Here is a 1,077-nt window from a genome sequence, read left to right as displayed (position 1 = left end):
CGTAATCGAGACCTCTTTCTCTGATAGATTGACCACTTTTCCCGAACGGGTCGATAGCGTACCAAAAATATGAGGCGTCTGACCGTGATGACGGTAACGACTAACCGTTAACGCACGTCCATCATCCAAGTTAAAGACAAACCAATCCCAACTTTGTTGGCCTTGGCCGATTAAGCCACTGCCCCATTCTTTTTGCGTCCAGGCTGAGCCTGTTACGGGGATGAGGCGACCATTTAAGTTCAACGTACCTTTTACATTAAGAAACGGTGCGCTAAAGCTAAACGACGCCACAGATTGCAGTGCATGTTTAACTTGAAAGCCTTTGTCTCCATTTACCACAAACGGCCCGCTTGTCATGGTATTCAGTTCGAGTCCGAATGTGTCCGTTGTAACATTGAGGTTGCCTGGAAATGGTGTAGAGCCTAATGAGCGCCAAGTCCAGTTATCTATCCATAAACGGAATGGTCGGTTTGTCATGCCAGCTTGACCAATACCTCCACGCGCAACACGCTGTTCTTTCCACACATGCGAACCATGGCTCACGACAACATGTGACATGTACAGTTGCGGGTTTTGCCAACCGCTGGTTTCTCGTTCATCGGTGGCGACGCGAAAATAGCTCCACTGCACGTTGTAAGTGCGACCTTGCTTATCTTGCAGCTTCGCAAAGTAGTTCCACCATTCATGTTGATACTCAGGATGGAAGCGAAAGTCTGAAGGCAATGAGACATGCTCGTCCGGTAAAACCGGCTCAAAAATGGTTTTATTTTCTCGCGTCAGTACCGAATTGATTTCATTTTCTTTGGTAGCAGTAGGCTCTAGCCAAAACGTTGAATACAACGTCGCTCCAGTCAACATGGCAAAAACGACAACGATCAGCATCGAAGCAAAAATGCGTTTTTTAGAGTTTTGTTTTTCCACTACAACGCATCCCTCAACGACTTCATTGGCGTACTCTTAATCATTCGAATTACGGGTAACGCCCCGGCGATCATAATCGCGAGCATTGCCCAAGCGAGAGTGTGTGCATAGTCCCAAGGAATGGGTTGGAGTTCTAGTGACCAGCGAAAAGATTGT

Annotated in this window: 1 protein-coding gene; it reads right to left on the bottom strand. The window is 47.2% G+C overall.

The genetic code is table 11. From position 1 onward, the window contains the following. Positions 1-882, bottom strand: an 882-nt coding sequence (locus R7Z50_RS24785; RefSeq protein WP_411979510.1) for a lipocalin-like domain-containing protein, incomplete at its 3' end; no start/stop codon positions are given. Positions 883-1,077 lie beyond the last annotated feature (195 nt).

Source organism: Vibrio sp. 1249-1 (genome assembly GCF_033340495.1).
Note: the sequence above shows the minus strand (reverse complement) of the source record. Positions and strands in the feature narration are given on the sequence as shown.